This is a genomic window from Actinoplanes sp. CA-252034 (assembly GCF_050956125.1).
Taxonomy (GTDB): Bacteria; Actinomycetota; Actinomycetes; order Mycobacteriales; family Micromonosporaceae; genus Actinoplanes.
On the sequence record NZ_CP191846.1, the window covers coordinates 6735719 to 6761858 of the forward strand.

General features: G+C 69.3%; 17 protein-coding genes. 5 read left to right on the plus strand and 12 right to left on the minus strand.

The window, feature by feature from the left end; translation table 11 throughout:
• The first annotated feature begins 61 nt into the window (after positions 1-61).
• The gene (locus tag ACQPZW_RS31175; RefSeq protein ID WP_433789614.1) at positions 62-3220 is read left to right on the plus strand and encodes a penicillin acylase family protein; all 3159 of its coding nucleotides are present in this window, start codon (positions 62-64) and stop codon (positions 3218-3220) included.
• Positions 3221-3269: 49 nt separating this feature from the next.
• On the opposite strand, the gene ACQPZW_RS31180 is transcribed toward ACQPZW_RS31175, so the two are convergent.
• Both ACQPZW_RS31180 and ACQPZW_RS31185 read right to left on the minus strand, forming a co-directional pair.
• Positions 3270-4046 (minus strand): S1 family peptidase, encoded by a 777-nt coding sequence (locus ACQPZW_RS31180; RefSeq protein WP_433789615.1) that lies wholly within the window; start codon positions 4044-4046, stop codon positions 3270-3272.
• Positions 4047-4168: 122 nt separating this feature from the next.
• On the minus strand, positions 4169-4570 hold the full coding sequence (locus ACQPZW_RS31185) for a VOC family protein (protein WP_433789616.1): 402 nt from the start codon (positions 4568-4570) through the stop codon (positions 4169-4171).
• 29 nt (positions 4571-4599) lie between these two features.
• Between ACQPZW_RS31185 and ACQPZW_RS31190 the strand changes: the two genes are divergently transcribed.
• Together ACQPZW_RS31190 and ACQPZW_RS31195 are read left to right on the plus strand one after the other, a co-directional pair.
• Positions 4600-5574, plus strand: coding sequence for a helix-turn-helix transcriptional regulator (locus tag ACQPZW_RS31190; RefSeq protein ID WP_433789617.1), 975 nt, complete (start codon positions 4600-4602; stop codon positions 5572-5574).
• A gap of 10 nt (positions 5575-5584) precedes the next feature.
• Positions 5585-6595: a hypothetical protein gene (locus ACQPZW_RS31195; protein WP_433789618.1), complete on the plus strand. Its 1011-nt coding sequence runs from the start codon at positions 5585-5587 to the stop codon at positions 6593-6595.
• Positions 6596-6600: 5 nt separating this feature from the next.
• On the opposite strand, the gene ACQPZW_RS31200 is transcribed toward ACQPZW_RS31195, so the two are convergent.
• Positions 6601-7932 carry a sensor domain-containing phosphodiesterase gene (locus tag ACQPZW_RS31200; protein WP_433789619.1) on the minus strand — a complete coding sequence of 444 codons (1332 nt, stop codon included), beginning with the start codon at positions 7930-7932 and terminating at the stop codon, positions 6601-6603.
• Between the two features lie 152 nt (positions 7933-8084).
• Positions 8085-9860 carry a cellulase family glycosylhydrolase gene (locus ACQPZW_RS31205; protein WP_433789620.1) on the minus strand — a complete coding sequence of 592 codons (1776 nt, stop codon included), beginning with the start codon at positions 9858-9860 and terminating at the stop codon, positions 8085-8087.
• 863 nt (positions 9861-10723) lie between these two features.
• Here ACQPZW_RS31205 and ACQPZW_RS31210 point away from each other — a divergent pair.
• Positions 10724-12123 (plus strand): IS3 family transposase gene (locus ACQPZW_RS31210; protein ID WP_433788777.1). Its coding sequence is split into 2 segments (ribosomal slippage): positions 10724-11057 and positions 11057-12123, totalling 1401 coding nucleotides; the frame shifts between segments, so codons are not numbered across the junction.
• 275 nt (positions 12124-12398) lie between these two features.
• Here ACQPZW_RS31210 and ACQPZW_RS31215 read toward each other — a convergent pair.
• Complete coding sequence (locus ACQPZW_RS31215; RefSeq protein ID WP_433789621.1) at positions 12399-12563, minus strand: hypothetical protein; 165 nt, start codon at positions 12561-12563, stop codon at positions 12399-12401.
• 60 nt (positions 12564-12623) lie between these two features.
• A protein-coding gene (locus tag ACQPZW_RS31220) for an IS3 family transposase (RefSeq protein WP_433789622.1) occupies positions 12624-13791 on the minus strand; the annotation gives its coding sequence in 2 pieces (ribosomal slippage) (positions 12624-13505 and positions 13507-13791; 1167 coding nt in all).
• Between the two features lie 113 nt (positions 13792-13904).
• On the opposite strand from ACQPZW_RS31220, the gene ACQPZW_RS31225 reads away from it, so the two are divergent.
• Positions 13905-14273 (plus strand): hypothetical protein, encoded by a 369-nt coding sequence (locus ACQPZW_RS31225; RefSeq protein WP_433789623.1) that lies wholly within the window; start codon positions 13905-13907, stop codon positions 14271-14273.
• Between the two features lie 41 nt (positions 14274-14314).
• On the opposite strand, the gene ACQPZW_RS31230 is transcribed toward ACQPZW_RS31225, so the two are convergent.
• The 6 genes from ACQPZW_RS31230 to ACQPZW_RS31255 all read right to left on the minus strand — a co-directional run bounded on the left by ACQPZW_RS31230 (position 14315) and on the right by ACQPZW_RS31255 (position 26126).
• Positions 14315-14482, minus strand: coding sequence for a hypothetical protein (locus tag ACQPZW_RS31230; RefSeq protein WP_433789624.1), 168 nt, complete (start codon positions 14480-14482; stop codon positions 14315-14317).
• A 579-nt stretch (positions 14483-15061) separates the two neighbouring features.
• Positions 15062-17026 (minus strand): cellulase family glycosylhydrolase, encoded by a 1965-nt coding sequence (locus ACQPZW_RS31235; protein ID WP_433789625.1) that lies wholly within the window; start codon positions 17024-17026, stop codon positions 15062-15064.
• Positions 17027-17913: 887 nt separating this feature from the next.
• Positions 17914-19257: a DUF2399 domain-containing protein gene (locus ACQPZW_RS31240; RefSeq protein WP_433789626.1), complete on the minus strand. Its 1344-nt coding sequence runs from the start codon at positions 19255-19257 to the stop codon at positions 17914-17916.
• Positions 19254-23384 carry an SbcC/MukB-like Walker B domain-containing protein gene (locus tag ACQPZW_RS31245; protein WP_433789627.1) on the minus strand — a complete coding sequence of 1377 codons (4131 nt, stop codon included), beginning with the start codon at positions 23382-23384 and terminating at the stop codon, positions 19254-19256. The genes ACQPZW_RS31240 and ACQPZW_RS31245 overlap by 4 nt, the downstream gene beginning before the upstream one ends.
• Positions 23371-24600: a DUF2398 family protein gene (locus ACQPZW_RS31250; protein ID WP_433789628.1), complete on the minus strand. Its 1230-nt coding sequence runs from the start codon at positions 24598-24600 to the stop codon at positions 23371-23373. Before ACQPZW_RS31250 ends, ACQPZW_RS31245 begins: the two co-directional genes overlap by 14 nt.
• Positions 24597-26126 carry a DUF2397 domain-containing protein gene (locus tag ACQPZW_RS31255; protein WP_433789629.1) on the minus strand — a complete coding sequence of 510 codons (1530 nt, stop codon included), beginning with the start codon at positions 26124-26126 and terminating at the stop codon, positions 24597-24599. The genes ACQPZW_RS31250 and ACQPZW_RS31255 overlap by 4 nt, the downstream gene beginning before the upstream one ends.
• Between the last annotated feature and the right edge of the window lie 14 nt (positions 26127-26140).

Genomic DNA, 26140 nt, shown 5'->3' on the forward strand with positions numbered 1-26140 from the left:
CTTCAATGTCTTAGCATCCTGAGGAAGTTTCGCGTTCGTGGCGTACCCCGAAGGGACCCCCATGCGCCGACGCCTTTCTCTCTCCTTCGCCACCCTCCTACTGATCCCCGCGGCGCTCGTCACGGCCGGCCCCCAGCCGGCCGCGGCGGCGTACGCCACCAACGACTACTGCCTCGGCGAGTGCTCCGACATCCTGCCGCCCGGCCAGAACGGTGACGCCGACCTCGCCGCGATCCTGGCCCACCAGGTGTTCGGCACCATGCCGGCCAACGCGAGCAACCAGCTCGCCCCGTACGCCAATCTGACCCACAGCTACACCGGCCTGACGCCGGGCCAGATCAACACGTTCTTCAACAACGCCTCGTACGGGGTCGCCGCCGCGAACGTGGCCAGCACGATCACGCCACGCCCGGACGTCACGATCGTGCGCGACAGGACCCTCGGCGTCCCGCACGTCACCGGCACGACCAGGGCGGGAACGATGTTCGGTGCCGGCTATGCGGGCGCGCAGGACCGGCTGTTCCTGATGGACCTGATGCGGCACGTCGCGCGGGGCAGCCTGACCGGGTTCGCCGGCGGCGCCGCGGGCAACCGTGACCTCGAGCAGAGCGTCTGGCGCAACTCGCCCTACACCGAGGCGGACCTGCAGAACCAGATCAACACCTTGAGATCCTCCGGTACGCGTGGAGCACAGCTCTACGACGACGTGCTGCAGTACCTCGCCGGCATCAACAGGTACATCGACGACTGCATGGCCGCACGTGACTGTCCGGGGGAATACGTGCTGACGGGGCACCTCGACTCGGTGACGAACGCGGGCGGCCCGGTCGACTTCGTGCCGACCGACCTGATCGCGGTCGCCGGCGTGATCGGTGGACTGTTCGGCGGCGGTGGCGGCACCGAGATGCAGTCGGCGCTCGTGCGGATCGCGGCCCGCGCCAAGTACGGCGCCACGATCGGTGACCAGGTGTGGCAGCAGTTCCGGTCGCAGAACGACCCGGAAGCGGTGCTCACCCTGCATGCGGGGCAGAGTTTCCCGTACGGCGGCGGTGATCCGAATGCCACCGGAGTGGCCATGCCGGACGCCGGGACGGCGACCCCCGAACCGCTGATCTACGACCGGACCGGCTCGGCCGCCACCGGCGTGAGCGGGACCAGTGCCATCGCCGACTCGCTGAGCACGCTGACGATCGACGGCGCGCACCGGGGCATGTCGAACGCCGCGGTCGTCAGCGCCGCCCACTCGGCCACCGGCCACCCGGTCGCCGTGTTCGGCCCGCAGACCGGCTACTTCGCACCGCAGCTGCTCATGCTGCAGGAGTTGCAGGGCCCGGGCATCAGCAGCCGTGGTGTCGCGTTCAGCGGCCTCAACCTGTACACGCTGCTGGGCCGCGGCCCGGACTACGCGTGGAGCGCCACCTCGTCGGTGCAGGACATCACCGACACCTACGCGATCCGGCTCTGCAACGCCGACGGCAGCACCCCGACCACGGCGTCGACGAGCTACCTGTGGCACGGCACGTGCACCGCGATGGAGGCGCTGAGCCGGGTCAACTCGTGGGCGCCGACCACCGCCGACTCCACGGCCGCCGGCTCCTACCGGCTGACCGTGCTGCGCACGAACTACGGCCTGGTCACCTGGCGCGGCAAGGTCGGCGGCGTGCCGGTGGCCTTCGCGGCGAAGAGGTCCACCTATGGTCACGAGGCCGATTCGGCGATCGGTTTCCAGATGTTCAACGAGCCCGATCAGATGGGTACGCCGTCCGCGTTCCAGAACTCGGCGTCGAAGATCGCGTTCGCCTTCAACTGGTTCTACGTGAACTCGTCCGACACCGCGATGTTCACCTCCGGCACCGAGCCGATCCGCCCGTCCACGGCCGACCCGAACCTGCCCACCTGGGGTGACGCGGCCCAGGAGTGGACCGGGGTGCGCCCCGCCTCCTCTCATCCGCAGGCGGTGAACCAGGACTACTTCGTGAGCTGGAACAACAAGCAGGCGGCCGGATACTCGGCGGCCGACGGCAACTTCAGCTTCGGCTCCGTGCACCGCGGCGACCTGCTGGACGCGCCGCTCAAGGCCGGGATCGCGGCGGGGACGAAGTACGACCGGGCGTCACTGCTCAAGGTCGTGCAGCAGGCCGGGCTCACCGACCTGCGCGGCTCCCGCATCCTCCCCGTCCTGCTCCGGATGATCGACACGACGGCCGTCACGGACTCCACCCAGGCCGCCGCTCTCGCCAAGCTGCGGACCTGGCTGGCCAACGGGGCGCTGCGGAAGGAGACGGCGCCGGGCAGCAAGGTGTACGCCGACGCCGACGCGATCCGGATCTTCGACGCCTGGTGGCCGAAGCTGGTGCAGTCCCAGTTCCAGAGCGGCCTGGGCACCGGGTTGTACACGGCGCTCGTCGACACGCTGCAGATCAACGAGTCACCGTCGGGCGGGCAGACCGGTCAGGTGTCGACGCTGCCGCACTCGGCCAACGCCGCCCAGGGACACAAGGGCAGTTCCTTCCAGTACGGCTGGTGGGGCTGGGTGCACAAGGACCTGCGGGCGGTCCTCGGTGACGACGTGCCCGGCTGGCCGACGAGGTACTGCGGCGGCGGGACCGTCAGCGCCTGCCGCGGCGCGCTGCTGACCAGCCTGTCCGCGGCGATCGCCGAGCCGGCGGCCACCACCTACCCGGCCGACGACCACTGCGCGGCCGGTAACCCGTGGTGCGCCGACGCGATCCTGCAGAGCCCCCTCGGCGGCATCACCCACCCGCTGATCTCCTGGCAGAACCGGCCCACCTACCAGCAGGTGGTGTCGTTCCCGGCCAAGCGCGGCGACAACCTCGCCAACCTGGCCGCCGGCCGGACGGTCACGGCGTCGGGCAGCCAGTCCGGCAACGCGGCGGCCAACGCGGTCGACGGCAACATGTCGACCCGGTGGGCGAGCGAGTGGGCCGACGGGCAGTGGATCCGCATCGACCTGGGCTCGTCGACGGCGGTGGGACGCGTGCGGGTCTTCTGGGAGTCGGCGTACGCGTCGGCGTACCGGATAGAGACCTCGGCCGACGGGAGCACCTGGACCCGGGTCGCCTCCGTCACGGGAGGTGACGGAGGCGAGGACAACGTGGCGCTCACCGCGAGCACCGGGCGTTACGTGCGCCTGACCGGGGTCACCCGGGCCACCCAGTACGGCCTGTCCACCTACGAGATCGAGGTGTACGGCCGCTGAGCAGGCCGTCCCGCGCCGTGCCTCACCTGTGAGACACGGCGCGGGACGGTCAGCGGCCGGTGATGCCGCGGATCCAGCCGGCGATGTTGTCGGTGCGTGCCGGGATCTCGAGCTCGGTGTGCGGGCAGCTCGGGCCATCGCTCACCACCGCCACCAGCTGCGGAGCCTTCCCGCGGGACTCACGGAAGAACGGGCCACCGGAGTCGTACGGGCACGGTGTGGTGTCGGGGTTCGGCGCCAGGCCACGCACGCCCAGCGTGGAGTCCGCCAGCGACTCCACCACCAGCTGCCCGGTCTGCAGATGTGTCGCCGGTGTCGCGTTGGTGCTGGTCAGTGAGCCGTAACCGGTCAGCCGCAGCACCTCGCCGACCTTCGGGGCGCGACCGCTGACCACCAGCGGCCGGATGTCGGTGATCGGCTCGGCGAGCCGGGCCAGAGCCACGTCCGCGGTGGCCGACTGCCGCACCTCGACGATCTCCAGGTCGTGACCGCCGGTGCCGGTGGTCAGATCGGTGCGCCCGATGGTCGCCACCGTCGAGGCGGCGACCGGGCGTTCGACGCGGACCCCGTTCTCGTCACGGAAGCAGTGCCCGGCGGTGATCACCCACTCGCGGGCGATCAGGGCGCCCGAGCAGGCGCTGTTGCGGGTTCCTCCGCCGAGGACCGGGATGCCGGTCATGGTCAGTTTGGCGGAGAACGCGTACTTGCCGTCCTTCACCGGTTCGCCGTTGGCGATCGCGCTGGCCGGCAGGCTCCCGGCCAGCGTGATGCCTGCCGCGGTCACCGCGACGGCGGCCGCGGCGATCATCGTTCGTCTTTGTGGCACTTGCTGTCCTCCTCGAAGCGAATGTCCTCTTTGACTAGACGCGGCAGGAGGGGAGAAATGTTCACTCTCCGACAGAAAGGCACACATGGGGGAGACCGCTCCGGCCTCGGAGCGGCCCGCCGCTAGACCGACGCCGAGATGCAGAACGGGTGGCCGGCCGGGTCGAGCAGGACCCGCCAGCGATCCGGCTGCGGCTGGTGGTCCGGCTTGGTGGCGCCGATCGCGAGGACCGCCGCCTCGCCGGTCTCCAGGTCGTCGACGCCCAGCTCCAGGTGCGCCTGTTTGGGCACGTCGGAGTCGGGCCAGGTCGGCGGCACGTACTTCTCCACCTTCACGAAGCCGAGGCCGTTGCCGGGTCCCCCGAGGTAGACGAACTCGTCGCTGGTGTAGCTGATCTCCATGCCGAGCAGCTTCACGTAGAAGTCGGCGAGGGTCACCGGGTCGTCGCAGTCCAGCGAGAAACCAACATAACGGGCGAGTGCCATGGTGGTGCTCCTTCCTTCGACACCGACTCTGTCAGGCATGACTGACATCCTGTGGCAGTCTTCTGAGAATGCGTGCCAGCCGTCTCCTGTCCGTGGTCCTCCTTCTGCAGGACCGCGGGCGGCTCACCGCCCAGCAGATCGCCGACGAGCTCGGCGTCTCGGTGCGCACCGTCTACCGCGACATCGAGGCCCTCGGTGCGGCCGGCGTCCCGGTCTACGGCGAGCTCGGCGCCAACGGCGGATATCAGCTGGTCGACGGCTACCGGACCCGGCTCACCGGCCTCACCCCGCAGGAGGCCGGGACGATCTTCCTGGCCGGGGTACCCGACGCCGCCGCCGAGCTCGGGCTCGGTGCCGTGCTCACCACCGCCGAGCTGAAACTGCGGGCGGCGCTCCCGGCCCGCCTCGCCCGGCACGTCGACGAGGTCCGCGACCGTTTCCACCTCGATCCGGCCGGATGGTTCCGCGAGACCGAGACCCACCCGCACCTCGCCGCGCTGGCCGCGGCGGTGTGGAACCGGCGGCGCGCCCGGATGCGCTACCTGCGGTGGCGGCAGCCGCGCGAGGTGGACCGCGACATCGAGCCGCTCGGCATCGTGCTGAAGGCGGGCGTCTGGTATTTCCTCGCGCGGGTCGACGCGGACATCCGGACCTACCGGGTGGCGACGATCCTGGACCTGACCGTGCTCGACGAGACGTTCGAGCGGCCCGACGGCTTCGACCTGGCCGCGACCTGGGCGCAGTGGGCCGCCGACTTCGAGCGGCGGCTGCACCGCGACAGCGCGACGGTCCGCCTCTCCCCCGCCGGCCTGGACCGCATCCCGTACCTGATGACCCGGGCCATGGCCCGCAACGTCCGCGACGCCGTCGGCGACCCGGACCCGGACGGCTGGACCACGGTAACGCTGCCGATCGAGTCGGTGAGACACGCCCACGCCGAGTTCCTGCGCCTCGGCGAGGACGTCGAGGTCCTCACCCCACCCGAGCTGCGCGACCTGATGCGCGCCAGCGTCACCGCGATGGCCGGCCTCTACCGGTGTTAGCGTGCCTGCCATGCCGATCAAGCCCGTGACGGGTGAGCCGCCGATCCCCGTGGACAGCGCCGACGACGTTGCCGTGATCGTCGAGCATCTGGCCCGCGGCGACCGGGATCCGCGATGGCTCGGTGACCATTTCGCCTTCCTGGCCGGCACCCGGCCGGAGTGGTTCCGCCCCTATCAGGAGCGGGTCGTCGCCGAGCTGCTGGACCGTTTCGAGGCGGCCTTCGACGACCAGCTCCTGCTGTTCGCCGGTGCGCCGGACGACAGCGTGGAGGTCCTGGCCCGGCGCCTGCGTGACGGCGAGGAGCTCCACGACGTGCTGGCGCTGGCCGCGATCGGCACCGAGGCGGCACGCACGGCGATCGCCGAGGCGGTACGGGGCGGCGCCGACCGGGCCGTCTACGAGGACACCGGTATCTGGATCCCCACCACCGGGCCGGCGGAGTACCGGTTCAGCACCGAGCGCCGGGCCGTGTTCCTGGAGCTCGGCGACTTCCCGGACGCCGACCACCCGGTGGGGCTGCCGATCGACCGGGTGGTGACCGGGGCGTCGAGCCCGGTGGTCTGGCACTACCTGTCACTGGGGCTCGCCGAGGTTCCGGGGCTGCCGGCGTGGCCGACCGGGCACGCCCACCTGGTCGCCCCGGCGTCGATCGGCCACTGGACGCTGTTCGCGGAGCCGGCCCCCGACGGCCGGTACCACGGTGAGCAGGTCGTCGACGACGATCCGGACGACTTCGTCGACGCGCCGGAATTCGGCCGCGGGCGCGTGGTGCTACGCCCCTACGGCGCTGATCTCGTCTATTGCAACGGGCACGTTCACCTGACGCCGGGACTGGTCGGCACGGCCGGCGGACCGCCGATCGGCCTCTACCCGAACCCGTCGTGCCCGTCGTGCAAGCGCCTGATGTTCCACACGATCACCGTGTCGAGCACGGTTCGCGAGTACGGCGACGGCCCGCGCAGCCTCTACCTGTGCGAAGAGTGCCGGACCGTCGCGGTGACCGCCACCGGCTGGAACTGACCGGATCAGGCGGCCTCGACCGACACCGGCGCGACCAGCTCCATCAGCGGTTCGACCGCGGGACGGGCCAGGTAGTAGCCCTGCGCGTGGCAGATCTGGTTCTCGGTCAGGGCGGACAACTCGCCGGAGGTCTCCACGCCCTCGGCGATCACCACCATGTCCAGCGACGCGGCGAAGTTGGCCATCGCGCCGATCAGGGCGAACCGGGCCGGGTCCACGTCGCTGTCGGCGACGATGCTGCGGTCGAGTTTGATGATGTCGGGGCGCAGCCGCAGGATGTGCTGCATCGAGGCGTAACCGGCGCCCGCGTCGTCGACGGCCAGCCGGGCGCCGAGCGCGCGGATCTTCGCGAGGACGATGGAGACCTCGGTGTAGTCGTCGATCGCGGTGTGCTCGGTCACCTCGACCACGATCCGCCGGGCCTGGTCGCCGAGCGCGGTCAGCAGGTCGAGCAGCCGCGGGTCGGTCAGGGTCTGCGCCGACAGGTTGATCGACAGGTAACCGTGTGCGGGCAGCTCCGGCAGCCGGCGGCAGGCCAGCTCGATGGCGTGCAGTTCCAATGCGATGCCCAGGCCGACCTCCCACGCCTCGTCGAACCACAGGTTCGGCGGGCGCTTCGGCTCGGCCTCGAACCGGGCGAGCGCCTCCATCCCGGCGATCCGCTGTCCGTCGATGTCCACGATCGGCTGCAGCACCACGTACATCGCCGCGGGGTCGTCGAGGGCCTGCTCGATCCGGGCGCGGGACTCGGCGTACCGGCGCTGCTGCTCCTCGTGCGCGGTCGAGGCGACCGTCTCGGCCGTGACGTCGGCGGTGAACCCGCGGTACCCGACCGTCCGTCCCGTCTCGTCGAACATCGGGGCGACCGTGGTGCTCAGGTGCCGGGTCGAGCCGTCGGTGTGCCGCGTCTCGGTGGCCAGGTCCTGCCGGCCGCCCGGGTCGACGTTCGGCTTGGGCGCCGACTCGTCGCTGATCAACTCACAGACGGTACGGCCCGTGACCTCCGCTGACCCCAGCCCGAGCAGCGCGTGCACGCCGTGGCTGGAGTAGGTGATCCGCATGTCGGCGTCGGTCTGCCAGATCCAGCCGTGCGCGTTGTCGACGGTGTCCTGGAACGCCTGCACCGCCTCCCGCTCGCGGGTGGTCAGCAGCCGCTCGAAACGCACGAGCCGACGGGTGACCACGGCCGCGTACGGCAGCCCGGCCAGCCCGAGCATGCCGAACCACTCGTCGGGTTCGGGGAACTCGCCGGCGTTCAGCGCGTCGACCCAGTCCCACACGTAGGACACCAGCGCGATCACCATGCTCACGGCGAGCACGACGACAGCGGACGACACGACGCGACGCGAGTGAAGGATCTCCTCGGTCGCCACCTGACGATGCGGTGCCTGGTCTGTCACATGCTGTTAGTCGGCACACACGGGCCGTGGTTGAGGTGACGGGCGACACGATGACCGCGGACGACCACGGCCATCGTGTCGCCGGCCGGTCAGGACAGCGTGCAGGTGATCGGCGCCGGGGTGGTGGCGGCGCCGTTGCCGACGAACCCGAACGTGGTGGACGCCCCGGCGGCGAGAGCCCCGTTGTGGGCGGCGTTGCGGACGGTCACCGCCGGGGTGCCGGTCACGCCGTTCCACAGCGAGCCGATCGTGGTGCCGGCCGGGTAGGTCCAGTTCACGGTCCAGGCCGCGCCGCCGGTGGTGCCGGTGTTGCGTACCGTCACCTCGGCCTGGAAGCCGCCGGCCCAGGAGGTGAGGGTCTTGTAGGTGGCGGTGCAGCCCTGATCGCCGCTCCCGCCGCCGGCGCTGGTGGTGACGGTGCGGCCGGCCGACGCCGCACCGACGTTCCCGGCCGCGTCACGGGCACGGACACTGAAGGTGTACGCCGTGGAGGCGGCCAGTCCGGTGGCGGTGTACGAGGTGGCCGAGACGGTGGCCACCACGGTGCCGTTGCGGAGCACCTCGTAGGCGGTCACGCCCACGTTGTCGGTGGCCGCCGTCCAGCTCAGGGCCACACTGTTCGCGGTGATCGTCGCCGCGGTGGGCTGCCCGGGCACGCTGGGGGCGGTGCTGTCGCCGTCCGACCCGCCGTCGCCGTAGCGCTGACCGAGGCTGATGCCGGTGGTGCTGCCGTCGCCGCCGAGCGGGATCTGGTGGTCGAGGCCGACGAACTTGCCGGAGTGCTGCCACAGGGCCGGTTTGAGCAGCGCGTACTTCTGCTCGTCCCAGGTCTTCCAGTCGTCGAGCAGCAGGCCGCCGGTGTCGCCGGAGTTGGGGTTGAGCACCCAGAACGTCTGGTGCAGCCGGTTCTCCACGATCAGGTCACGCAGCGCGGTCATCCACTTGTCCTGGCGCGCGTCCTGGCCGAGCCGGCCGCCCCATTCACCGATGAGCAGCGGGGCGGTGCCGTTCTCGTGCAGGTAGAACCAGTTGGGCCGCCACACGTCGTCGGTGAGGCTGGCCTTGTCGAACGGCTTGTCGAACCACGGCTGGTTGAACACGAGCGGCCCGTAGTCGTGCGGGGAGTAGACGAGTTGATCCTGGTTGGCGCCCAGGTTGATCGGATACTGCTTGGCGCCGCGCAGGTTGCCGCCCCACCAGTTGTAGTAGTAGTTGGGCGACAGGTCGGGGTCGGTGTTCGGTGAGCTCCAGGTCTCGCCCTCCCGCGGGTACACCTCGTTGCCCTCGACGAGGATCAGCACCTCGGGGTTGATCGCGAGGATCCGCTTGGCGGCGGTCTCGGCGGTGTTCTTCCAGTTGTCGACGTCGGTCGAGTTGTCCCACTTGGCGCGCACGGGGTCGTTCGGGGTGCCGTGCGGCTCGTTCTTCAAGTCGAAGGCGACCACCGTGTCGTTGGTCTTCCAGCGGGTCGCCGCCCACTCCCACGCCTGGTAGTACAGCTCCGGAGTGACCGTCCCCTTGTACCAGACCGGGTGGATGTGGCCGGAGTTGTCGGCTTCGGCGGAGTGCACGTCGAGCAGCACCTTGATGCCGTACCGCTCGCACAGCTGCAGCCAGTACTCGAAGACCTGCAGGCTGTTCATGCCGGCCAGTTCCGGGTTGGCGTAGGTGTTGACGTTGGGGACGGTGGCCTGTCCCGCTTTCCATTCGAGCAGTAGCTGAGTGGAGATCGGCACGCGGACGAGGTTGATGCCGCGCTGGGCCATCGACCCGGTGATCTCGGTGATGTTGGCCGACCACAGACCGTGGAACACCCGTTCGGAGGCGTTGAAACCGAACCAGTTGGCGCCCGTCAGGCATGCCAAACCATGCTGTCCGCTGACCTATAGCTAAGCAGATGCTCACACCTGAGGTACAGCTGGACATGCGGCCAGACCTGCAGCCTCCGAGGACCATTTAGGCAGAGCGCACCACCGGTAAATCATCCTAGGAACCTGGCTTGATTCCTAATGCCGCCCAAGCTTCGGCCACCAGAGCGGTTCGCCCAACGCGTGCCAACTCGGCGGCTGGCAGGCAATGCTCATAGACCCACTACTACGAGCCCGCACGGCCAGAACCACCACGAGCCGGCCACCAGATCTCGACTATCAACCGACGGAACAGGTGCCCGCTCGGGATGATTACTGGCCGCCCAAGCGCCCCCTGGGCAAGAAACGCGCCCTCCTACCTGATCATTCAGCAGCCGAGGCTGAGCCTGACTCCTGGACCCGCAGCATCCCGGCCTCAACGACTGAACTGGCATTCAGCCACCTCCTCCCCGACGACGCCGCCCGGCCTGCCATGGCAACAGACGACCGCGAAGCCCAGAGAGACTCATTCTCATGCCGATGTGAGTGCGCCAACGAGTCGCTTCCGCCAAGGGGGATCGGTGCGCATAGTGCTACAGGTGAGTGAGTACTGCCAAGCAGGCGCCCGATACATCAGTACGAGGAGGGGTTGACGGTGAACCCACAGCGCGACGGCACCAAGCGGATACTCGCGTTGACGTTCACGCTGGTATTAGGTGCTCCCCTACTACTGGAAGCCATCCTCGAGGACCGCGGCTGGCCCCTGTCTGTCAGGGTGAGTTGGGGCCAGCGGCTCATAGCAAGTCCGCCGGACAGGGCGAGTTCAGGATCGAGAGTCGTTGAATACTGCTGTTGACGTCGTGGCCGTCCAGGATGGGGTCATGAGTCGCAAGAAGGGTCCGCGTGCGGACGGGCCTCGGGCACGCCGGTCGTTCACGCCGGGGCAGAAGCTGGAGTTGCTGGCCGGCTATGAGCAGGCCGTCGCGGCCGGTGAGGGCGGGGCGTTTCTGCGGCGCGAGGGCTTGTACTCATCGTTGATGTCGGAGTGGCGCCGGTCCCGGGACGCGGGATTGTTGCAGGGTAAACCTGCTGGTGAGACGGTCGGGCGGCCCAGTGTCGAGCAGGCCGAGATCGCCCGGTTGCGGCGGGAGCTGGCGCTGGCGCAGGCGAAGCTGGCGCGGACGGAGACGGCGTTGACGATCATGGGAAAAGCGCACGAGCTCTTGGAGGACATCTCCAGGAGCGAGCCGGACGGTCCGGACGTCTTCGGGCTCGGCAAGCGCTGATGGACGCCTTCCAGGCGTTGACGGGTGCGGGGACCACGACCCGGGCTGCGGCGGTGATGACCGGCATCTGCCGGTCCAGCGCCGATCGGGACCGGCGCCGGCCGAGCCCGTCACCTTCGCCGCGTCCGGTGCCGGCGAACGCGTTCACCCCGGCCGAACGCGACCGGGTGCTGCGGCTGCTGGACAGTCCGCAGTTCGTCGACGCTGCTCCGGCACAGGTCTACGCCGCTCTGCTCGACCAGGGCGTCTACGTCGGCTCGATCGCGACGATGTATCGGATCCTGCGTGAGCACCGGCAGGTCCGTGAGCGTCGCCGGCTGGCCCGACATCCGGCCCGCGCTCGCCCGGAGCTGGTCGCCGACGGGCCACGGCAGGTGTTCAGCTGGGACATCACGAAGCTGGCCGGCCCGGTGAAGGGCTCCTACTTCGACGCCTACGTGATGATCGACGTCTACTCCCGCTACATCGTCGGCGTCCGGGTGCACTCCCGTGAGTCCGGCCCGCTCGCGGCGTCGATGATGCGGGAGGTGTTCGACGTCCACGGCATCCCGCACGTGGTTCACGCCGACCGGGGTACGTCGATGACCTCGAAATCGGTGGCGGACCTGCTCGAAGACCTGACCGTGACCCGGTCACACTCGAGGCCGAAGGTGTCCAACGACAATCCCTACAGCGAGGCCTGGTTCAAGACGTTGAAGTACGCGCCGGTCTTCCCGGACCGGTTCGCGTCCCTCGCGGACGCGCGGGTGTTCATGACCGACTTCGTGACCTGGTACAACAACTGCCACCGGCATTCCGGAATCGGCCTGCACACCCCCGCCGAGGTCCACCACGGCCGCCACCACACGGTCCGCGCCGACCGCGAGGACACCCTCGCCGCGGCCCGCGCAGCCCACCCGGAACGCTTCGGCACCGACCGGCTCCTACCCAAGATCCTCGACCTGCCCAAACAGGTCTGGATCAACAAGCCGGAGCCGGAACTTCAAGCCGCTTAACTCCCGCTGGCCTCAAATCCTTGACACGTTCCGGGCGCGCCTGGGTCGGCAGCATTGCCTATGTCTCAATGCTGTGGTCCCTTGTCGATGAGGTCCGCACCGCCCTCCGACAGCGCAAACCCGCCGGACCACAGCAAGTCGAGTAATCGATTCGCAGCTTGCTCCAACGACTGGTCTGGACGCGCGTGTATTCAGGTTCTTCCCGCGGTACTCATCGAGGACACGCTCCTGCGGTCCTGAGTCGTACTCTCCTGCCGCGATCCGGTGCGTGAGGCTCAATCCGTAGAGTTGTACGACCAGGCGATGGCGACATCCGGCTTCATCTGTAACCAGAGCGTCGGGGCCGGCGAGCTGTCTGGAAAATCGACCCTCAGCAACTCGCGGCCTTTGAGGTGCTCGGCGCTGGCGGTACGCACGCCTTGAAGATCCAGGTCGATCACCTTGATGCCGGCGGCATGGAGTCGTAGGGGGTCTGCTGCACCGATAGGTGACAGATCAAGTCACGCGGCCTGACTGGCCGGTGTGGTCATGATGGTTTCGTACTCGACAGGCGTCAACCGGGTCAGCGATCGCTGGCGTCGGCGGCGATGGTAGGTCCGTTCGACCCAGGTCACGATCGCGGTCCTCAGGGACTGCCGGGTGGTCCAGGTCCGGCGGTTGAGAACGTTGTTCTGCAGCAGGGCGAAGAACGATTCCATGGCGGCGTTGTCGCCGGCGGCGCCGACGCGGCCCATCGACCCGATCATGTTGTGACGGTGCAGTTCACCGACGAGCTTCCGGCTACGAAACTGCGACCCGCGGTCGGTGTGCAGCACGCAGCCGGCCACGTCACCGCGGCGGGCGACAGCGTTGCGCAGGGCGTCGACGGTCAGCCGCGACTTCATCCGCGAGTCGATGGAGTAGCCGACGATCCGGCTGGACCACACGTCCTTGATCGCGCACAGGTACAGCTTGCCCTCACCGGTGCGGTGTTCAGTGATGTCGGCCAGCCACAACCGGTTCGGCCCATTCGCGGTGAAGCCGCGCCGGACGAGGTCGTCGTGGACCGGCGGACCCGGCCTTCCACCCTTGCCCCGCCGCCGTTTGCGGCTGAACGAACTCCACCAGCCCATGCCGGAACAGATCTTCCAGGCAGTGCGCTCGACCATCGGCTGCCCGGCAGCACGGGCTTCGTCGGCCAGGAACCTGTAGCCGAACTCCGGGTCGTCACGGTGGGCGCCGAACAACGCGTCCGCCCGGTAGGCCTGGGTCAGTTCGGCGTCGGTGACCGGGCGGGCGAGCCACCGGTAATAGGGCTGTCGAGCGATGTTCAGCACCCGGCACGTCACCGCGACGGGTATGCCGTCGGCGGCGAGCTCGTTCACGAGCGGGTAGAGCCTTTCCCGGCAGGTTCGCCTGCGACAGATACGCCGCGGCCCGACGCAGGACCTCGTTCTCCTGCTCGAGCAGCTTGATCCGTTTGCGGGCCTCCCGAAGCTCGGCCGCGTCGCTGCGGCTCACACCTGGCCGGGCGCCCTCGTCGATGCCGGCCTGGCGCAGCCACTTGAACAACGTCATCGGGTGGACCCCGAAATCCTTCGCGATCTGCTCGACCGTCACGCCCGGGTCGCGGTCACGAGCGACCCGCACAACATCGTCACGGAACTCACGAGGGTAAGGCTTGGGCACAGCAACATCCTTCCAGCCCGCCGTCACGGCAAGCCATCTCAAATGTCACCTATCGGTGCAGCAGACCCTTGGATGTGGTCGAAGGGCGTCGCTACGAGCTTTCCGTACGAGGCTTGGTGGACCCTCTGCCGCCGCCCGTGACGTTGTCGCAGCTTGTTGAGCGGGCCAGGGCCATCACGGATCCGGTGGTCGCCATCGAGGCGCTGTGGGACGGCGACACACAGCGCTGGGGCGTTCTCCTGTTGGCTATCGTCCGGTGTCCCAGCCTGCAGCATCCCATCTTCGACCAGTACGAGCTCATGGTCGCCGACGGGCGGGACGCGCCGACAGATTCCGTCGAGGGCATCCGTACTCCACAGGCCGCTGAAGCGGTAAACAAAGGCTCGGCGCTCGCCCGTGAGCTGGGCGTGCCTTTCAGCTTCCCGGATCCGAACGCCTCACTGCTAGAAGACCTGCGGTGGTGGGACTCGCGATCCGCCTGACGAGGAGATCTAAGTGGTCCGAGCGGTAAGTCCTTCGGGGGTTATGCGGCCAGGGCGAGTGCGGCAGGCTGGTGATCGCAGCCGGCGTGCTGCTGGAGGTTCTGCTCTTTCTGTTCGTGTCGCTCGATCCGGGCCATGAGGTCCTTGTCGAGTCCCGGGTTTGATGGAGAGTTGGTTGGCTGATTCGCCGAAGCCAACCAGCTCTCCATCGAGTTCTTCCAGCAGCGCACCGGCACAATCGCCTTCCGTGCCGAGGTCCGCGGCATCCAGCGCGACGATTGCTAAAGAGTCAGTTGCGTCGCTGGCCGCGGCCTGCGACGAGTGGCGCCACGTCTCAAAGCATGTAGAGGTTTCTGGGCTGAATGCCTTGCCCCGGCGGCACGGCTAGATTCTCACGGTTCGACCAGATCTGACCCCAGAACTCGCGCGGGAACGCGGTGACCGCAACCAAGTCGTCGCGGGCGTTGTCGAGGTGACCTTCTATCGCAACATCCGCATGACGCCGCGGCACTATCGCCGGGACAGGCCGAGATCTCTCGGCGAGTACCGGTCTGGCACCACGACCGGCGAGAAGGCGGATAGCCTTCGGGCCTCCGCCGTTTCGTCGCGTTAGCCGCGCTGACGGCCTCGAGAGGTCAGCGTGCGGGTCAGTTGCGGCGGCCACGAACCCGCCTTGATCCGTCGTTCCGGCGGCGGGTTGAGCCGCTCGATCTGCTGAGGACGACCGGGTTGGCGGCCGGCGGGGAGAATCCGCCGCCGGCACACCAGACCTTTCCGGTACGGGTGGGTCAGGACGCGGAGCAGGTCACGGTGGGTGTCGCCGCCGCGCCGGAACCGATCAGGCCGAACGTGGTAGTGGCCCCGGCGGCCAGGGCGCCGTTGTGGGCCACGTTGCGCACGGTTACAGCCGGGGTGCCGAGCACGCCGTTCCAGACCGAACCGGCGGTGGTTCCGCTCGGGTAGGTCCAGTTGACCGACCATCCGGAGCTGGTGGTGGTCCCGGTGTTGCGTACCGTGACCTCGGCCTGGAATCCGCCGGTCCAGGAGCTGATCGTCTTGTAGGTGGCCGAGCAGCCCCGGTCCTCGCCGTCACCGCCGCCTGCGGTGGTGGTGACGGCGCGGCCGGCGGATGCCGCCGAGACGTTGCCGGCAGCATCGCGGGCGCGCACGCTGAAGGTGTATGCCGTGGACGGCGTCAGTCCGGTGGCGGCGTAGGTCGTTCCGGAGACCGTGGCCACTACGCTCGCCGCGCCGGAGCTAGTGGCCCGCAGCACGTCGTAGCCGGTGACGCCGGTGTTGTCGGTCGATGCGGTCCAGGTGAGCGTGGCGGTGGTGGAGGTCACGTTGCTCGCGGTGGGCTGGCCGGGCACACCCGGTACGGTGGTGTCGCCGTCCGAGCCGCCGTCGCCGTAGCGCTGGCCGAGGCTGATCCCAGTGCTGCTGCCGGCACCGCCGAGCGGCACCTGGTGGTCGAGGCCGACGAACTTGCCGGCGTGCTGCCACAGCGCCGGTTTGAGCAGCGCGTACTTCTGCTCGTCCCAGGTCTTCCAGTCGTCGAGCAGCAGGCCACCGGTGTCGCCGGAGTTGGGGTTGAGCACCCAGAACGTCTGGTGCAGGCGGTGCTCGACGATCAGGTCACGCAGCGCGGTCATCCACTTGTCCTGGCGCGCGTCCTGGCCCAGCCGGCCACCCCATTCGCCGATGAGCAGCGGCGCGGTGCCGTTCTCGTGCAGGTAGAACCAGTTGGGCCGCCACACGTCATCGGTAAGGCTCGCCTTGTCGAACGGCTTGTCGAACCACGGCTGGTTGAACACCAGCGGCCCGTAGTCATGCGGCGAGTAGACAAGCTGGTCCTGGTTGGCGCCCAGGTTGATCGGGTGCGCCTTGACGCCGCGCAGGTTGCCGCCCCACCAGTTGTAGTAGTAGTTCGGCGACAGGTCGGGGTCGGTGTTGGGCGAGTTCCAGGTCTCGCCCTCGCGCGGGTAGATCTCCTGGCCTTCGACTAGGACTAGGACGTTCGGGTTGATCGCCAGGATCCGCTTGGCCGCGGTCTCGGCGGTGTGCTTCCAGTTGTCGATGTCGGTGGTGTCGTCCCATTTGGCGCGGGCGGTGTCGTTCGGGGTGCCGTGCGGCTCGTTTTTGATGTCCATCGCCACGAGCGTGTCGTTGGCCTTGTAGCGGTTCGTCACCCACTCCCAGCCTTGGTAGAACAGCTCAGGGGTGATCGCGCCTTTGTACCAGACCGGATGGATGTGCCCGGAGTTGTCGGCTTCGGCGCTGTGGACGTCGAGCATGACCTTGATGCCGTACTGCTCGCAGAGCTGTAGCCAGAAGTCGAAGATCTGCAGGCTGTTCTTGCCGGCCAGCTCCGGGTTGGCGTACGTGTTGACGTTGACCGTGCCGAAGGTTCCGGCCTTCCACTCCAGCAGCAGCTGAGTGGAGATCGGTACGCGCACGATGTTGATGCCGCGGTTCGCCATCGATCTGGTGATCTCGGTGATGTTACCGGACCACAGGCCGTGGAAGACCCGCTCTGAGGCGTTGAAGCCAAACCAATTGGTTCCGGTAAGCCAGACCGGACTACCGGCTTGGTCGACGATCTGGTTGCCCTGCACGTGGAGCCAGTCGGACGTCGGCACTGCCGCTGCCGCCTCGGGCGCGGCCACGGCTGGCGCGGTGACGCCGCCAGTCAGCGCCAGGGCAAGCCCGGCAGCTGCGGCGGCCAGGCGTCTCCTTGCTTGCCTGTCGAACACGCTCGAACTCCTTCGTGGGGATCGGGGACAGGAGCGCGGGAGCGCTCCCACAACATCCTGTGATCTCCCGGACACAAAGCACAACCCTCAGCCATCAATGAACGTTAAAGTTCCGAAAAGTGGGCCATCGCCCCGTCCTCTGAGTCCCTGCGTATCCGCCCCGCCGGCACAGACCATGGACCGCCGGCGGCGACCACCGACCCGGCAGTGACCCGGGCAGGTGTTCCTACTGCCGCACAACGGCGCGCCAGCGACTCTGGCGCCGTGGCTTGCCGCCGACCGGTCCCCGGAATCCGACGGGTACCGCCTGTTTCAGGACGCCGGATCGGAAGCCCACCCCAGCGCAGACTCGGCGCTGCGGCACGCCAACGTGACCGACCCCGGAGGCCCTCCCCCACCGCCCCATACGGCAACCTGGAGGATGCTCGCCCCGTGGGCACCGTGGGAACCTCCACGGGGTGACGTGCGATCGGTCCATGCCGGCAGCGTCGGCGTAGGGACTCCGAAGGGAAGTCCCGTAACCAACCTGTTGTGCGCACACCTCGGCGTGGTCCTGACCGGCGCCGCCGTTGTCGACACCGGCCAGGACCATGACCCTCGTGCTCGCTTGGTGCCTTATGAGCACGCCCCGCCGTGAGCTCCACGGCGGTTGGGGCGTTGGCCGTTCCGTTGGCGGTGAACCCGACCGTGACCATGGTGCCCGCTGCGTAGCTCGGTGCGGCTACGGTGACGGTGGTTCCGTTTGGGTGACGGTTGCGTTGCAGCCGCTTGCCGGGGCGACTGCCGCGACGCGAGGGCGGTGGCGCCCGCGAGCCATTGTCGGTGTTTCACGGGGGCCCTTCGGGGACCGGAGGGGATGTCGCCAACCCCATGGAAGCGCTTCGAGTTCAACGCTCGTCGATGCATCGATCAGCGCATGACCCGCTATGGGAAGACGGCTGAATCAGGTCGGCGAGAAGGGTCTCGATGAGGCTCTCCTCGTATGCGGCGACCCCCTTGGCTGCCATGACCTGTTGCAGCGTCGGGCACCAGGGTGTGGGTGGCAGGGCGTCAGCGCGAAGGTGGATGCGATCGTCGGCGGGTGTGTCGGCCAGGCTCACCAGGTAGTCCTCGGTGTTCATCCGCCAGGGCAGGGCGGTGGGCACTCCGTCCAGCAAGGCGTTGACGTGCTGGAGGCCGGCCCGGTCGAAGTCGGCGCGCACCAGAATCTGCCAGCCGGTGTCCGCGAGGCGGCGGACGGCGTCGATCTCGCTCCGGGACGGGGTGCCCACGGTGCACAGCAACCGGACCTGCCGGGATGGTGGGGTGGCGAGAACCCGGTCGGCCGCAGCTGTGACCACGGACGGATTCTCGGTGACGAAGATCGGTGTACCGGGGTGTGGTGGAACGGGCCAGGCACAACGGCTGAGTTCTCGCGGCGGTAGCGTGACGACGGCCTCGGCGGGCAGGTGCCAGCCGGACGGGGCGATGCCGAGGGCGAGCAGGCCGCCGGTCAGGTCGTCGCAGTCGACGCCGACGGCTGTCCACGCGGCGCGTGGCGGCGAGCCGGGTGGTATGCGGCCGGCTGCTGTGAGGATGGCGAGGACCAGGCCTGGCAGGGTGCCTGTGTCGAGTGCGTGTGGGAAGCGGGTGACGGTGTCGGCGAGCCTGCGGCGGTCGATGTGCTTCTCGCCGTCCGGGAGTGCGGCGATGACGGCTACCGCCTGGTTGATCAGCAGCTCCGGGTCGTCTTGCCCGTTGATCCGTGCGATCCAGCCCGATCGGCGAAGGGTTTGCCACAGCGATTCCGGATCGATCAGGAGCGGTGTGCGCGTGCCAATGGTGTCGGCCAGCTGGAGTCGGAGTTTCTCCATCTGTTCGCGGTGGCGTGCGTTCGCCCGCTTGCGCTCCCCCAGTGCGCGGCCGGCGGCGTGTGCGGCGACGATGCCGGGGGTCAGTTGTCCGTCGTGCACCCGGATCAGGGCGGTCAGTGTTTCAAGATCGATCGGGACGGTCTGCCCGGCACGCGGTATGCGGCCGTTGAGGAAGCCCATCGCGGCGGCTCGGTCGGCGGCTGCGGCCGGTGCGGTGACTCGGGCGGTGCCGCTGGTCAGCTCGGGGTCGCCGCGCCGGTCGGCGATGTCGGCGAGCTGGCGCCACACCCAGTCGAGGTGGGGGCCCCGGACGGCACTGTCGTCGAGGTCCCGGCAGTCCGTTCGGCACCAGGGGCATGGGTCGGGTGTGCCGGTCATGACAGGTCGTCGCCGGGTAGTGGGGTGAGTCCGCGGATGAGCATGGGGAAGGCGACGACGGTGGTGTCGGGGCCGGCTTCCAGGTCCCAGGCGTCGATGCCGTCCCAGGCGCCGGGTGCCCCGTCCCACAGGTAGCTAGTGCAGATCAGGTCGAGGTCGAGGTCGGCGATGTATCTGGCCAGGCCTTCTCTGCCTCGTTCGTCTACTTCGGCGGGCACTTCGTCGAGGGCGATGAGGCGTGGTCCGGTGGTGTCGAGTTGGTCGAAGTAGGCGGCGACGGCGGCGAGCATGGGGGCGAGTACGACGAGGCGGCGCTCGCCGCCGGACAGGCCGGTCTTGGAGGTCCAGCGGCTGGTCTGCCCGTTGGGGCGGAGGATCTCGTACCAGATGTCGAGCCACTGTCGTACGTCGATGGCGTTGGCGAGTTTCTCGGTCATGGTGGCGCCGTCGGCGGCTGCGATGAGTGACCGGAGCGCTTCCCCGACTTCGGCCTGCTGTTCGGCGGTGAGTATCGATCCCTTGCAGGCGAGCCGGTGGACGGTGAGTTCGGCGGCGCTCAGGTCCTTGGCGAGGGTTCGGGCGATGCGGACGCCTACGCCGGAGGATGCGGCGGCGTTCTGCATCTTGCGGTTGACGTCCTTGATCCAGTCTTCGATGCCGACCCAGGCGGTTCCGATGGCCAGGGGCAGTCGTCCGATGACGAATTCGCGGAGTGCGGATTCCTCGGCCTGGTCGAGTGCTTTCTGGGCGCGGTCGCGTAGTTGGCTGCCGGCGTCGGCGGCGGCAGGCGGGGTGTAGGCGATGCTGTCGTGGGTCAGTAGGTAGGTGTCGAGGTTGCCCACGGTGTCGCTGGGGTCGAGGGTCCACAGGCCGGCGAGGGCGGCCCGGCACGCGTCGTAGCGTTCCCGCAGCAGGCGGCGGCTGGTGGTGCGCCGGTTGCGGAGTGCGTGTCCGACGGCGGTGACGAGGCTGTCGCCGGGGTCGACGGTTTCGGAGCCGAACAGTACGGCGGGCACGCCGGGCACTTCGGTCAGGGCTCTCAGTCCACGTTCTGCGATGGTGACGGCGGGTCGTACGTCGTGCGCACGTTGCTCTGCCGCTTCGAGTTCGATTCGGCTTCTGGTGACGGCGGCCTGTGCTTCCCGCACTTGTTGGGCGGCGGCGGTCAGTCTGGTCGTCAGGCGTTCCCGTTGTCGGATCGCGTCGGCGTGACGGCGGACGGATTCTTCTGCGTCGAGGCCGACGGTGGTCAGCAGTGCTTGATGTTCCGCCGTGATCGTCCTGGCCTTTTCTACGGCGGTGGTCGTTTCTGCATGCTCGTCCGCCAGATCGGCGTTCAGCTTTCCGTCCTCGTCGGCGGTAGCGGTCAGGCGGTCGAGTCGCGCCTTGAAACGATCGGTCAGCCGTTGTGCGAGGGTGCGCAGGCTGGTGGTGCGCCGTTCGGCGCTGTCGCGGAGGTCCGCCAGCCTTCCCAGGTCGATGGGGAGGTCCCGGGCTCGGGTTCGCTGTTCCCACTCAAGGCGTAGGCCGAGTGCCGTGGCCTCGAGTTCGGCGGCTTCCGTTTCGGCTGAGCCGGCTTCGCTGGCGAGGCCCGATGCGCGAGTGGCGGTCGCGGCCCGGGTGGCCTCGGCGTGCGCGGCGGCTGTTCGGGAGGGGAATCGCCGTACGGCCTGGTCGACCCGGCTGGCGTCGTCGGTGGCGCGGCGGGCGTCGGTTTCGTGTTGGCGGGCCTCGGTCTCCAGGTGGGTGGCCTCGGCATCGAGGCTGTTGGCACGGGCCAGTGCGGCGGCCCGGCGCTGGGCCGCGCCGACGTGTTCGGCGGGCGGGAGCGACAGGGGGTCGTCGGTGCCGGGTGGTCGTCCCCGCAGTGGACCTGCGGTGAACGTGCCGTCGCGGCCGATGACGAGTCCGGCGGGGCCGTCCGCGCTGTCGGTGGTGTGACGAAGGGGTATGCGGTGCAGGATGTGATCAGCGATGGCGGCCTGGGGGTGGCCGTGGTCGGTGCTGAGCGCTTCTGCCAGATTCGGTGCGGTGGGCGGGGAGGTCGCGTCGACGTACCAGGTGGCGGTGCGGGCGCCGTCCGGTGACAGCGTCGCGCCGAGGAGCCCACTGGTGGCAAGGGCGTTCTCGATCAGGGCTCGATCGGTAGGGTCGGAGAGGTTCGCATGCCAGGTGACGGCGTCCGCGAACGTCTCCCCGTCGGGCGCCGGCCCGGCCCAGGCCGGGCGGGGAATCGGCAGCATCTTGCCGTCGCGTAGCTGGCGTGCCTCCTCTCGGCGTGTGGCGGCTTCGCCGCGGAGCCGTTTCATTTCTCGGCGGGCGGTCGCCGCTGCCGCCCGGAGCATTGCCACGGCCGCTCCCCCGGTGCTGGTGAGCGCGGTGGCGATGTCCTCGACCACGGGTAAGGCGGCGGCGGGGTCATCGAAGTCGAGCTGGTCCAGGCGGGGAGAACGCCACGGGTCGCCGCTGTCGTCGTGGGGATGGGCGTGCTCGACGACGTCCGCGAGCGCACGGTGTTCGGCGTACCATTCGTTGATCCTGTCGATGAGGTGGCCGAGTGCCTTTCGGGCGTCTTTCGTCGCTGCGGTGAGGCGTTGCTGTTCGCGGTCGGACTGTGCCCGCAGGTTGGCGGCGCTGCTCTTCTTCTGTCCGGCGGTGTCCTCAGCGTCGGTGGTGGCTCGCCGGTCGGTGAGTGCCAGCCGCGCGGCGTCACCCTTCGCCTGGTGGGCTTCGGCCAGCTGTCGCCAGGTGGCAGCACACTCCCCGAGGGAGGTCCGGTCGACGCTGATCGTGGTGCCGGGGCCGGGGTCTACGGTGATGTCGCCGATGCGGTACGGCGGCCGTGGCCGGCTGGTGATCGTCATGGCGGGCCGGTGCGGCATGGCTTGGATGTCCACGGCAGTGGCCTCGGCGGACAGCGCCTCGATGTCGGACAGCAGATCCCCGGCAGTGGTGGATAGGTCCTCGGCGCGTTTCCGGCTGCGGCCGACGGCACTGCGGAACGCCTTCAGGACGAGGTCGGCGGCGCCCTGCTCGGCGACGACTAGAGCGTGCAGGTCGGTGAGCCGGCCGGCGGCCTTGTACGGCTCCGAGTTCTCCAGAGCGTGAATGTTCGCCTCGAGTTGCTCGGCGGTGCCCTGCAGTTCGCTGAGGTGCTCCTCCGCTCCGCTCTGCTGGGCGGCCGCGTCGGCGAGGGTCTCCGACGCCTTGCCGGCCGCCCGTTCGGCGGCGGCGACGGTGGCCACCGCACCGGTCACCTCCTTGTGGGCCTCGCCGACGATCTCCACCACGTGGCCTGCCCAGGCTTCGGTGAAACGGGCTAGAGCGTCAGCCGCGTCCCGGTCACGCTGGAACGCCACGCGGGTCGCCTCGGATTCCGCGAGTGCGTCGGCGGTCGCCGTCACCACGTCGTCGGAGACGCCGGGCAGTGCGTCGCGCAGGGTGTCGGCGGCGGCTTTCGGCGAGACGTCGCCGAGGAGGGTGGGGTTGCGGAGCGCCCGGATGCGGTTGGCCATCTCGGTCAGGCCCCGCTCGTCGGTGCGCCACAGTCGGGCTGCCAGGTGCGCGACGTAGGCGTCCTCGTCGTCGAAGACGATCCCACCGGCGGCGGTGACGGCGTCGGTGAACTGGTCGCTGTTCAGTGCGGCGCGTTTCGGCCCGTACAGTTCCATGTCCCGCAGCGGCACCCCGGGGATGGTGAACGGTACGACCTTCACGGCCGGGGAGCCACTTTCGCTGAACTGCAGCCGTACGCCATAGGAATGGATGTTGCCGTCGCCCGGACCGGCGATCGTCAGCCACAGGTAGCCGAACCGGCGCCGGGCGCCGTCGGCGCCCTCGCGCATCAACAGCGACAGCGACGTCGGTCGCGCTTTGCCGGCGGCCAGCCGTTGGGCGTTCAGGTCGAGCAGGTACGGCCAGAGTGCCTCCAGCGCGGTGGTCTTGCCGGTGCCGTTCGGGCCGCGCAGCAGCAGCCGTCCGGACGGTGCTTCGAGTTGCATGTCGCCGTAGCGCCACACGTTGGCCAGTCCGGCCCCGATCAGCCGCCATCGTGTGGTGAACCGTTGCGGACGACCCGCCGGGGCGATGAGGTCCTCGCCGAACAGGGGGTTGTCAACGAAGGTCATGGGGCTCCTCGCCTCGAGGTGTGCCGGCTCGGCGGGGTGTCGCCGTCCGTGGTTGTGGGGGTGGCTCCCATCTGCCGGCGGTCGGAGTGAACCACCAGACGCCGTTCTCGACACGCAGCAGGTTCGCGCCAACCAGTAGCGCCGTAATCTCGGTGGCCAGGCCGGTCTGGTCGGCCACGTGCTCGGCGGCCCAGCCCTGATCTTTGTAGCGTTCGGCGAAGATTCGCAGGTGGGACCGGATGTCGTCGTCGGTGATCGCGCGCCAGCCGGGTCGTTGCGGGTCGATGATGCCGTGGGCTTCGGCGGTGTCGCAGAGCAGCATCCCGGCGTGGGCGACGGTGCCGCCGCCGGGGAAGACGCAGTCGCCGAGGGCGTCACGGCCGCGGAAGGCATCAGAGGGTACGACGAACGCCGCACCTTCGGCTCGGCGTTCCAGGTGCAACCCGAACGCGTCGGCAAGGGGCAGTCCGTCGTCGCCGCGGACCCGCCGTGACAGCCAGTCGGCCTCGTCCGGGTCGAGGTCGAGGGCGTAGACGGCGGTGTCGTCGATCAGGCGGCGGCGCATCCGCCGGGCAGGATCGGTTTCGCGTTCTACCTGGTCGAGCCAGCCGGCCGGATCGTGTACGGGGTCGGCGGCACCGAAATTGGCGATGACGTGGATCAGCCGGTGATGGTGCACGGCGAGCAGCACCGGCGGATCGTCGTCGCGCAGGATCTGGGTGATGTCGCCGTCGAGGCTCTCCACCACGCCGCGTTCCTCGAGCATCCGGAAGGCCGCCAGGACGGCGTACCGCTCCGGCATGTCGTCCGGTGTCGGGATCTCCGCTTCGGCGGCGGCGCTACGAGCCGCGGACAGCAGCTGGCCGATACCGACCCGGGGTGGCATCGACTCAGCGGCGGCGACCAGCAGAAAGAACCAGGAGCACGTCCGCGGGCTGGGGCCGGCGGCGGCCCAGGCCTCACGCCGGACCGGCGGGGATTTCCGCAGCCGTACGAAGTCCCGGTCGACGACGATGACCCAACCCAGTCGGTCCAGGACTTCGCGGACGGCGTCCTCGTTGCGGCGTACCGTGGCGATGGCCCCGTCGTCGCGGCCCGCCACCAGCCATGGCCGGACCATGAGCAGACGGAGGACGGCTGCGGTCTCCGCTGCGGCTTCGGGTGCGGTGGTACGGCGTTGCCGCCACGCCTTCGACCCTGCCGCTGGGCCGGTCATGCCGCCGCTTCGGGCAGCGGCTGCCGGAGCAGGACCGCTCGCGGCGCGGTGTCCGGCGTGGTCGGCCGCGGTGGTGTCACCCAGTTGCCCGGCAGGTGGAAGACCAGGATTCGGCCGGGGATCAGCACCCGCCAGGTCGGGGCGAGGACGGTGCCGGTCTGGTCACCGACGTGGAAGAGGGTGCACGCCAGTCCGTCTTGTTTCGCCGTCCGCCGGTCGGTGGAGCCCACGACCAGTGGGGCCCGGACCGCGGCCATCAATGATGCCATCGCCACCCGGGCGGCGCGTTCCGTCAACGGCATGCCGGGCTCGGTCGCCAGGATCTCTTCGATCGCTGCTGCATGCTCGGCCCGGCGGCGTTCCCGTGCTTCCAGCACGGCTGCCCGGGCGGCCGTGTCGTCGCGGGCCGCCGGGGCCCGGCCGCGGGCGCCGGTGCGGCCGGTGGTTCGCAGCAGCTCCGGCAACGGCACCGGCGGCCCGCCCCGCCACGTCGGGTTGCTCGCCAGTTCGGTGTCGTCGGCTTCGCCGTGCAGCTTGCGCCATTTGTGGTCGCCGGTGGCTGCCAGCAGGATCGCCGTTCCGTGCTTCGGGTCCAGGCAAGCCTTCGCCAGCAGCAGCGCCCGGGCCCGGCCGGTGGCGTAGCCGGCCGAGCTGTGCAGGCGGCGCAGGTTGGCGTGCATCCCCGGCAGGGCCCGGACCAGGCGCAGGGAGAATCTACTCGACCGGCCCGTGTACGGGTCGCACCAGGCAGTGAGTCCTTCCCAGTCACTGACCCTGCCGCCCTTGGAGGCGGTGAGCGCGCCACGTTCAATCAGCGCCCGGGCCTGCGAGGCGGCGACCGCGATCCCGGCCAGCGTCGCGAAGTATGGCCGCAGCATCCTGTTCAGGACGTCGAACGCCTGCTGGGCGCCGCGTTCCAGCTCACCGGCGACATGGGTGGCGTAGTCCACCAGTAGTCCTTTGAGCTCGGCGGTCGCCTCCTGGTCGAGGTCGAAACGGTCGGCGAGGCCGGCGAGGCTGTCCTCCGCGCCAACGAGCGCAGTGTCCAGATCGTCGTGGCCGGTGAAGAGACGGCCGATCAGCTCAGCGATCAGCTTGTCATCACGGCGCGGCATCGCCATCGCTGTCGCCAGCTGCTCGGCGGAGTCGACGATCCGGGCCAGGCTCGGTAGGGGGATCTCGCGCATCGTCGGTGTGGCGGCCAGCACCGAGGTGTAAAAACGGTGCACCTGCCGGCCCGCGGGTGTGGCCGTCCACCGCCAGTTCCGGGCCAGGATATCGGCGTGACGCCGGATCCTGGAAGGGTCGGAACGGCCGGTGGCCGCGGTCCAGTCCTTCAGCTTGTCGAGTCTCTTCTGCACCACCGCGTCGGACATTGCCGGGCCGGTGGCCGAGACCTGAACCGCTATCTCGGCCGGCGTCAGGTCGTTCACTGACGACTCGAGCACCGCCATGATCCGGATGTAGTCGTCGGAGCCGGGCGCGACCAGGTATGCCATGGCGCGGCGCGAGTCGGTGACGTCCACCTGGAACGTCCGTG